General features: G+C 66.1%; 9 protein-coding genes. 8 read left to right on the top strand and 1 reads right to left on the bottom strand.

The features are described from left to right. The first annotated feature begins 338 nt into the window (after positions 1-338). From ACFWPJ_RS17630 to ACFWPJ_RS17615, 4 genes are all read left to right on the top strand, one after another. Positions 339-821: a helix-turn-helix transcriptional regulator gene (locus ACFWPJ_RS17630; protein WP_378852564.1), complete on the top strand. Its 483-nt coding sequence runs from the start codon at positions 339-341 to the stop codon at positions 819-821. A 91-nt stretch (positions 822-912) separates the two neighbouring features. Next, positions 913-2,178 (top strand): hypothetical protein, encoded by a 1,266-nt coding sequence (locus ACFWPJ_RS17625; RefSeq protein WP_378852562.1) that lies wholly within the window; start codon positions 913-915, stop codon positions 2,176-2,178. Between the two features lie 615 nt (positions 2,179-2,793). Beyond that, entirely contained in the window at positions 2,794-3,675 is an 882-nt protein-coding gene (locus ACFWPJ_RS17620; protein WP_378852560.1) for a DUF2637 domain-containing protein, read from the top strand. 401 nt (positions 3,676-4,076) lie between these two features. Further along, on the top strand, positions 4,077-4,460 hold the full coding sequence (locus ACFWPJ_RS17615) for a hypothetical protein (protein WP_378852558.1): 384 nt from the start codon (positions 4,077-4,079) through the stop codon (positions 4,458-4,460). On the opposite strand, the gene ACFWPJ_RS17610 is transcribed toward ACFWPJ_RS17615, so the two are convergent. After that, positions 4,445-4,918, bottom strand: coding sequence for a hypothetical protein (locus ACFWPJ_RS17610; protein WP_378852556.1), 474 nt, complete (start codon positions 4,916-4,918; stop codon positions 4,445-4,447). The two genes, ACFWPJ_RS17615 and ACFWPJ_RS17610, sit on opposite strands and share 16 nt — an antisense overlap. 251 nt (positions 4,919-5,169) lie before the next feature. Here ACFWPJ_RS17610 and ACFWPJ_RS17605 point away from each other — a divergent pair, with 251 nt between their 5' ends. From ACFWPJ_RS17605 to ACFWPJ_RS17590, 4 genes are all read left to right on the top strand, one after another. After that, positions 5,170-5,745, top strand: a complete 576-nt coding sequence (locus ACFWPJ_RS17605) for a hypothetical protein (RefSeq protein WP_378852554.1) — start codon at positions 5,170-5,172, stop codon at positions 5,743-5,745. A gap of 318 nt (positions 5,746-6,063) precedes the next feature. Then, positions 6,064-7,065 carry a hypothetical protein gene (locus ACFWPJ_RS17600; protein ID WP_378852552.1) on the top strand — a complete coding sequence of 334 codons (1,002 nt, stop codon included), beginning with the start codon at positions 6,064-6,066 and terminating at the stop codon, positions 7,063-7,065. Continuing rightward, entirely contained in the window at positions 7,053-7,835 is a 783-nt protein-coding gene (locus ACFWPJ_RS17595) for a hypothetical protein (protein ID WP_378852550.1), read from the top strand. Before ACFWPJ_RS17600 ends, ACFWPJ_RS17595 begins: the two co-directional genes overlap by 13 nt. Before the next feature lie 145 nt (positions 7,836-7,980). After that, a partial coding sequence (locus tag ACFWPJ_RS17590; protein WP_378852548.1) for a transposase occupies positions 7,981-8,436 on the top strand: 456 nt, incomplete at its 3' end.

Here is an 8,436-nt window from a genome sequence, read left to right as displayed (position 1 = left end):
ACTGTGTCCGCCCCACACACACACTCACCCAAAAAAAAGCCCCGTCACGGGCTACCACAAGGTCTGCGGGAGCGCCGAGTCCGCCCAAACCATCGACCATGAGCCGCCTAGCTCAGCATTTTGTGTCTGACATCACATAATGCCCCGGTCGGGGCAATCGGCGTATCCCGATAGGACGGTTCGAGGGCAAGCCAACGCCGCCCGGCGTCGGCCTGACGCACACCTGCCAGGTATCGCCCGGTCCCGGCGGGCCGCAAGCTCCCGAGGCCGTCAGCGGGCCCTCCGATATACTCGACCGCAGGAAGAGCTACTGATCGCAACACATTAGTGAGCGACGCATGCCTTCCTCTCCTCTCCCATCGCCCGACGCGGCGAATTCCGGTTCCCCTCTGCCCGACGGCGAAACCTGGCTCACCAGCCCAGATCTCGCCGCGCGCTGGCGCATCCCCCTCAAGACCATCGCCTCCTGGGCCTCCGCGGGCACCGGACCCCGCTACAGCCACCTCGGCCGACACCGCCGATACCGGCTCGCTGCCGTCCGCGCCTGGGAGCGCCAACGGCTTCGCGAGACCACCCCGGGGAATGCCACCGAGCCCGCGCCTGCAGCTACCGCCGATGACGAGAAGTGGTTGACCACTGCCGATCTCGCGCAGCGGATGCAGATCCCGGCTAAGACGCTGGCCGGTTGGGCCTCCGACGGCACCGGGCCACGCTATGCCCGCCTGGGCCGACACCGCCGATACCGGCTCGCTGATATCCGGGCCTGGGAACGTCAACGCCCCGAGGTCGAGCCGATCCGCCTCCGCCGCAGCCTGCCCTGAACTTCCACTCGCCGCATCCGGCCAGGCGCGCCTTCGGCGTGGCCTCGACCGCCCGTGATCCGGCATCTGTCCTGTCCGAGAAGGGAAAATCGTGCCCGGACGACATGCCCGTCCCGTCGGAACTTTCGGGACCCCGTCCACACCCCGCAAACAACGCAACGGGAGCTGGCGGACCACCGTCCGCCACTACGGAGCGTGGCAGACCACCCTGATCCAACGCTATGGCGCCACCTCCACCGAGGCCAGCAACAAACTCGCCGAAGCCATGCGTGACTTCCACGAAGTCCCCGCCGAAAACCCGGTCACCCGCACCACCACCCTGATGGAACTCGCCCGCGAACTGCTCACCTCGATGCGCTTGGACCCCACCTGCCCATCAGGCCTGGTCGAAGACTACCGCCGCGAAATCGAGGTCTCCCACGACAAGCGCGCCAACCCCAACACCGTCAAGATCGAAAACACCATCGGCCACCTCCAGATCTGGCAAGCCACCGCCGGCGAACTCGACCGCCACCTCAAACGCATCATCGCCCTCGGCCATCCCCGCAAAGCCAAGCAACACAAGATCATCCTCCGAGCGATGATGCAGATCGCCGTCCTGCACGACATCCTCGACACCAACCCCGTCGACAACGTCGACCCCTTCCGCAGGAAACGCAGACACGCCCGCGGCAAAGTCCGCGACATGAACGCCCTACCCGCGTTCCGCGCCCAGGTGCGGGCATGGGCGCGCGGGGAGGAAATCCCAGGCACCCCCGGCTATACCAAGGGACCACGCCGCGACTGGACCATGGTCTGGGTCGTCGACGTCGTCACCGGAACCGGCATCCGCCCCTACGAAGTCTTCGCCCTACTGCTCGACGACATCAACCTCGACACCCCCGACCCCTACCTCGACGTCACCGGAACCCTCGACCAGATCCGCGGCGCCGGCGACGGCGGATGGATCCGCAAACCCGCACCCAAAACCGACAACGGATGGCGCCGAATCCTGCTCCCCCAACACAGCATCGAATCCATCAAGGAAGCCATCGACCACCTCGAAATCAGCAGAACCCCCAACCCACACGGACTGCTGTTCCCCGCCAGCAACGGATCACTGCGCAACCCCAACAATTTCGGACGGATCTGGCGCGCCGCCCGCGGTACCGAGTTCGCCTGGGTCACCCTGCGTACGTTCCGCCGCGGTACCGGCACCGCCGTCGACAACGCCACCGGCAGCCCGGAAAACGCCGCCCGCCAACTCGGCAACACCACCGCCGTCGCAAAGACCCACTACATCGACAGACCCGAAACCGTCCCCGACCACCGAGCCATCCTCGAACAATGGGCACGCGGCGATCGACGCTTCGAATGAGTTGGCGCCAGCGCCTCGCGTCCTTGGCTGGCCAGGGTGGTCTTTGTGGCTATCCCGGTACACGTGGCCATTTCATATTTAATGCGCATATCTACGTAACACCATGTGTCAGCTCCGGCAATGTCATGCGGCGAAGCCGTCGACTGCCCGTTCACCTAATAGGGTTCGTAGTACTCACGGTTGACCTCGGCGCATCCAAAACTACCCACTACCTGCGGTAATCGGTAGCGCACACGTCCCCACCTATCTCAACATTCTCGACCGTTTCCTGCTGAACTCGTGTCGATTGGTCGAGCACCAACCTTTCCTGCAATCCGCCACAGCGCGGGTGCCATTCGGATGACTTCGTCGGCGCCTGGCCCGCCGGCGACACCGGCAAGTCAGTTCCGGCTGGGAGTCGATCTCGCACCGAGGTCGGACATCCCGGCCCCCTTCCCAGCGGTGATCCGATCGCCGCGACCTTCTATTCGCGACCACCCCGAAGCGAGGCCAACAGGCATGCCGACTGCATCATCGCAATCAGTTCGGGCCGAGCCGACCACCCGACAAGTCGTCCGCACGGACCGTGCGCACGTCTTCTTCTGGAGCGAGCTGTGCATCGCTGCAGGAGTCAGCGTGGTCGGCAACGCGACCCAAGCCGTCCTGCACACGACCGTTCTACCGGCCGTCGCTGCTGCGGTCGCCGTCATCCCCCCACTGGCGCTGTTGGCCGCAGTCCACGGCGTTGCGCTGCTCGCACGCGCGAACACCGTCTCGCTCACCGCCCGCCGGGCCGCGACAGCGCTGACCGGGGTCATCGCCGGTGGGGCGTTCTGGCTGTCGTTCACCGCACTGCGTGCGTTGGCGATCACCGCGGGTGTGCCCGTCGCCGAAGCATGGCTGTGGCCCTTGATTGTGGAAGGTGCCATGACTCAGAGTTCGATCGCCCTGTTGACGCTGGCACACGCACATCCGCCCGACACCCGCCTGGCGCCTGCAGCCGCCGTGCCCGATCCACAGCCCCCGGCTGCACAGGCGGCAGTTCTCGGTGGCGCTGCCGAGTTACCTGCCACCCAGATAGGAGCTTCCGGGCTGGACGAGGAATCCCGCGATGATCCTGTCGGTGGGGTTGATCTCGAAGCGCTGGCGGCGCTGATCTGCGATCAGGATCCCGGCGGGCGGCGCGACCCTGCCACTGTCGTCGCAGTGCTTGCGCACCGGTACATCGACGCGTGGAGCGCCAGCCGCGTCTCGCGCGAACTCGGGTGCAGCCGTTCAGCTGTCAGCCGGATCCTGCGCGACGCCGAACGACTGCGTGCGCACGTACCCATCGACCGTGCGCACACCGACGCGGGCCTCGCTCCTCAGCGTGCGCGCGATGGCGGCCACCGTGCGCACACCGATTCCGGCAACGCAGACGCTGATGCCGATCCGCGCGGCGGCCGCGCGCACGCCGAGAACGAGCGTGCGCACGCAGACCGCGGCTCCGCGGGCACCGAAGCGCTTGCGAACAGTTGAGACCGAGGATGTTTCGACCGATCGGCAGACCACCCGAACCTTTGCCTGATGTGGTTCAGGCCACATCGACAGAAGGCCACTCCCCATGTTGGATTGATGCACGGTTCGTTGCCAGGCATCACCTTTGTGCACTACTTCAGCGAGAAACCACGTCCTTTGGGGGACCAGTGAACCTCGATCTCTCCTGCCCACAGTGCGAACGCATCGACTGGGTCCAGAGCGTGCCCGCCGCCATGTCGGATGGAACCCACAGCGGCTACAGCACTGGCGTCCACACCGGAATCGGTATAGCTCCGGGTGGTCTCGTCCCCGTCATCGGGACCTCGGTCCAGGAACACAGCCACAGCTCCGCTCTCGCGCGAAGCTTGGCGTGGCAACCCGTACTGCCATCAGCAGGACCGTTGTCGGTCCTCGGATCCATTCTGCTGTTGTTCGTCATGGTCATGTTCGCCTTGTGCAGCGCTGCACTGGCCGAAAACCCCTTGCCGGGCAATCCGATCCGCATGATGGCGTCGTTGCTGGGCTTCTACCTCTTTCCACTGCTCCTGTCGATCCCCGTTGCCGCGATCTTGACCATCGCGTTCCAGCGAGCGCGCCGAAACGGCAGGGTCCAGGCGGGGCGTAGTCGTGCACGAGGCGTGTGGAGCCACGGCTACTACTGCCATCGGTGCGGCGTCGCCTACTGGCCATACCCGACAGCACCCGGCGTCCCTTACCGTGTCGCGCTGGCCCCGAGCCAATTCCGTTGGCATGTCTGGAACACCGGCGGCTACGCCAAACTCTGACCGAGCGACCCGTCCACGGTTGAGGTGACCTGCGCGCTCGTCTGAACCTCCACGCGCCCCCCGTCCGACGAACCGCTGGCCGCAGCACCCCGCTCCGGTCCACCTCGGTTGATCGTTGACCGCTCGGCCGTACGAGCCGCAGCAGCCATCAGTTGCCTCAGTTGCCTGCGGGTCATTTCGAGTAGGGCCCCGATGCTGTCATCGGACTCACCCAACTCCCGCATCGCCGCGACCGCACTCGCTTGCTGGACACGCCATCGAGCAGCCTCGGCTTCGTGCTCACGTTCTAGCTGTTCGATCTGTCGACGCAATTCACCGATGCGCTGATCACGCACCGCAAGGCTTTGGCGGATGACTCCCGCGGCGTGCAGGTAGTTCTCGACCGCGTCCATCGTCGCGGCTGCGCGGCGTTCCGCCTCGGTGCGCCGAACCTTCATCACCTGACGGACCTCGTCCAAACGCCGAACCAGTTCGGGATCTCGCTTGGACCGACGTGGCTTGCTAGCAGGCATCTCAAACTCCTGAGATCGACCCGACCAGCGGCTCTTCCACCTACGAGGATACGCCCGGCTGCCGTCACCGCCAGCTAGCGCTTCACGGCCGATCACACCGGCCACAGCGCACCTCGGCGCCGCACGGATCGGCCCGTCGCAGTGTGGTGCCTTCCAACTCTTGCTTCTCACAACATCATTGCCGAAGGACGACCTGAATGACCGACACGCTCAGCATGATCGAACCTGTTCTGCGCACTCTCCTCGGCGCGGAGTCCACCAAGACCCTCACAACTACTTTCGCCCAACTGGATTGGGCCGAAGACGAGATCACCCACGCTCAGGATCGCCACCGGGATGTCGCTGATGTTCTGTATCACGGGTTTTCGCTGTTGACCGCGACCCACGAACGGATGAGCGCCGAGTTCGTCTACCGGGCCCACGCGCGCGAACTGCTCGGGCGGGTCGCCGACGGGCTGTCGACGAAACCGGGGACCTCGGTCGAGGTCGCGCTGTCGTTGATACAGGTCAGTCTCACGACACCGTTGAACACCACGGCGTTCGGCCTCTACCTGCGGATGTGGCGACAAGCCGGACTGCCCGACCTCGGTGAGCCGGTCAAGGGTTTCGATGAGCACTACGAGGCCATCGCCGCGAGCGGTATCGACGAGTTCGAAGCGCTCGCGCGCCGCAAGCTCGCGGTACCCGACCGGGTGCTGGCGTTGGTCACCTGCGACGGCCGCCATCACGGCGAACCCGTCGCCTGCCGCCGGGCCTACGCAAGCGCCGCCTGACCCGACCCCGTGACTTCCCCACTGCTGTTTCTCGTTCTCGTCTTTCACGCCGCACCCGGCCTTCGGGGGCGGCGTTCGTCGTTTCCGGAAGGAATGTGAATCGCCATGCCTGAGGTGGAACTGCCTGACCAGTGCGGGATCTGTCGAACCCGCGATCCTGGCACCCGCTACAGCATCGACGGTGGGAGCGTCTGCGAGGGCTGCGTGTACAGGTGCCCGCAGTGCTACCGGTGCGGCGCCCGCGCGATCACACTCATCGACACCAGCTGCGCGGGACGGCTGTGCTCGGAATGCATGTCCCGGCTCAACCCGTGCGTGGTGTGTTCGGAAGTCACATCGGCGCTGCAGCGGGTCGACACCGGTGGTGTGGTGTGCGAGCTCTGCGCGCGCCTGTTTGACCAGTGCTTCCAGTGCGAGCGCTTCACCCGCCACAGCCGCTACGTCGTCGGCAACCAGCGCGCCTGCGCCGAGTGTGCCCGCCAGCTACAAGCCTGCCGTGACTGCGGCACCTTGATCCGAGGCCGCGGGCAGTGTGATCGCTGCGCGGACCCGTACAAGGTGTGGAACTACTTCTACCGGCCGGATCCGATCTTCCACGGTGACGGGCCGTTGTTCCTCGGTATGGAACTCGAGGTCATCGTCCCCGAGGACCGCTACGACGACATGGTCGCGATCGCGGTCGACGCGCTCGGCCCGCTCGGCTACCTCAAACGCGACTCTTCCATCCAGCCGGCGGGATTCGAGATCGTGTGCCACCCGATGACCTACCAGTACGCCCTGACCGGGTTCCCGTGGCAGATGCTCGACGACCTCAACGTGCTGGGGTGTCGAACCAACACCAGCGTCGGCCTGCACGTGCACGCTTCCCGCGCTGGATTCACCGGGCCGGCTCATATCTACCGGTGGATGAAGCTGGTCTACCGCAACCACGCCGAGGTCACCGCATTGGCGCGCCGCACCAGCCGCCGCTACGCCCCGTTCGAGCCCGGGACCCGCGCCCGCGCCAAGGACCTGGCCAAAGGCGCCCACCATGCCCTCGGGTTGCCGCGCAACCAGGCGATCAACCCGCACCCGCGCGACACCTTGGAGCTGCGGGTCTTCGCCAGTTCCCTCGAGGCTCAGCAGGTACAGGCCGCGCTGGCATTCACTGACGCTTCGATCCGCTACACCGCCGACTTGTCGATCCCCCAGATCCGCGCGGGTGGCTGGGACTGGGACCGGTTCACCGGCTGGGCGAGCCGTCGCCTCGAATACACGCCCCTGCTTGCCGAACTCACCGCCCCTGACGACACCAGGGAGGTCCTGCTGTGTGCCTCCTGACCTTCATCCCCGCCTCCGTCGCCCCCGACCCGCACGCTCTGAGCCGCGGCGCCGAAGCCAACCCTCACGGGCACGGATTCGCCCTGATCACCGGAAACCGGATCGTCACCGGCCACGGCATGAACGCCGAGAAAGTGATCGACACCTTCGCCCGCATCCGCGCCGCCCACCCCGACGGGCCCGCGTTGTTTCACTCCCGCTACGCCACCCACGGAATCAGGACCGTCGACAACTGCCACCCCTTCCGGCTCGGCGGGGACCAGCGGACGGTGCTCGCGCACAACGGGATCCTGCCCAAACGCGTCCACCCCGGCGCCTACGACTGGCGCTCCGATACCCGCATCGCCGCCGAGGATTACCTGCCGAACATGCCGTTCGGGTCGCTGGACACCTTCCGCGGGTCGCGTGGCCTGGAAACTTGGCTCGGGTCCTCAAAACTGCTGATCCTGACCGTCGACCCCGCCTACGACCAGCAGGTGTACCTGTTCGGGGAATCGAAAGGACAGTGGGACAACGGGATCTGGTACTCCAACAGCAGTTTCCTGCCCGCATCCCATCGCTATTCCATGCGCGAGCGGTATGTCTGCGACGGCTGTGACGACATCGACCTGTACCGGGTAGGCCGCTACTGCCGCCAGTGCGGGTGGTGCTTCGCCTGCGAGATCCGGTTCCCGCACTGCGAATGCCGTCCGTCCCGCGCCCGCAACACCCGCCATCGCGCCCCAGGCCGGCAGCTTGCCCTGCCCGCGCCGCGATCACCGAGCACCTAGGTCGTGTTTAGGAAGTGGTTGATGTCGGCACCGCTGACGCGTAATCGCTTGTAGACGTTGGGTTTTCGCGTGTCGTTGCCGGGAGATGGGCGAGGTCTCCGGTAGATGGTTTGTTTACCAAGACGAACCGAATACCGGATACCTCGTGACCAGCGTAACGGCATCGAGGCGTGCGGACCTCACCGATGAACAGTGGGCGGCGATCGAGCCGCTGCTGCCTGTCGGCAAGAAGTCCGGGCGCCCGCCGAAATGGATGAAACGGCAGCTCATCGATGGAATCCGGTGGCGGACAAGGGTAGGTGCGCCGTGGCGGGATGTGCCCGAGCGGTACGGGCCGTGGCAGTCGGTGTACGGGTTGTTCCGGTCCTGGCAGCGCAGCGGGGCGTGGGAAGCGATCCTGTCGGCGTTGCAGATCTGTGCCGAGGCCGCCGGGGACATCGTCTGGGATGTCAGCGTGGATTCCACGATCGCCCGTGGGGCCCCGCACGCCGCGGGGGGGGGGTTAATGGGGGTGTGGGTGGCCCACCCCCGCGGGGGGGGTGTGTGGGGCCAGCCGCTCTATGTGGGGGGGGCGCTCGCGGGGGGGGGTGCACCAAAAAGG

This window comes from Nocardia sp. NPDC058497, from assembly GCF_042720195.1.
Lineage (GTDB): Bacteria > Actinomycetota > Actinomycetes > Mycobacteriales > Mycobacteriaceae > Nocardia.
This window is presented reverse-complemented; position numbering and strand designations above follow the sequence as displayed.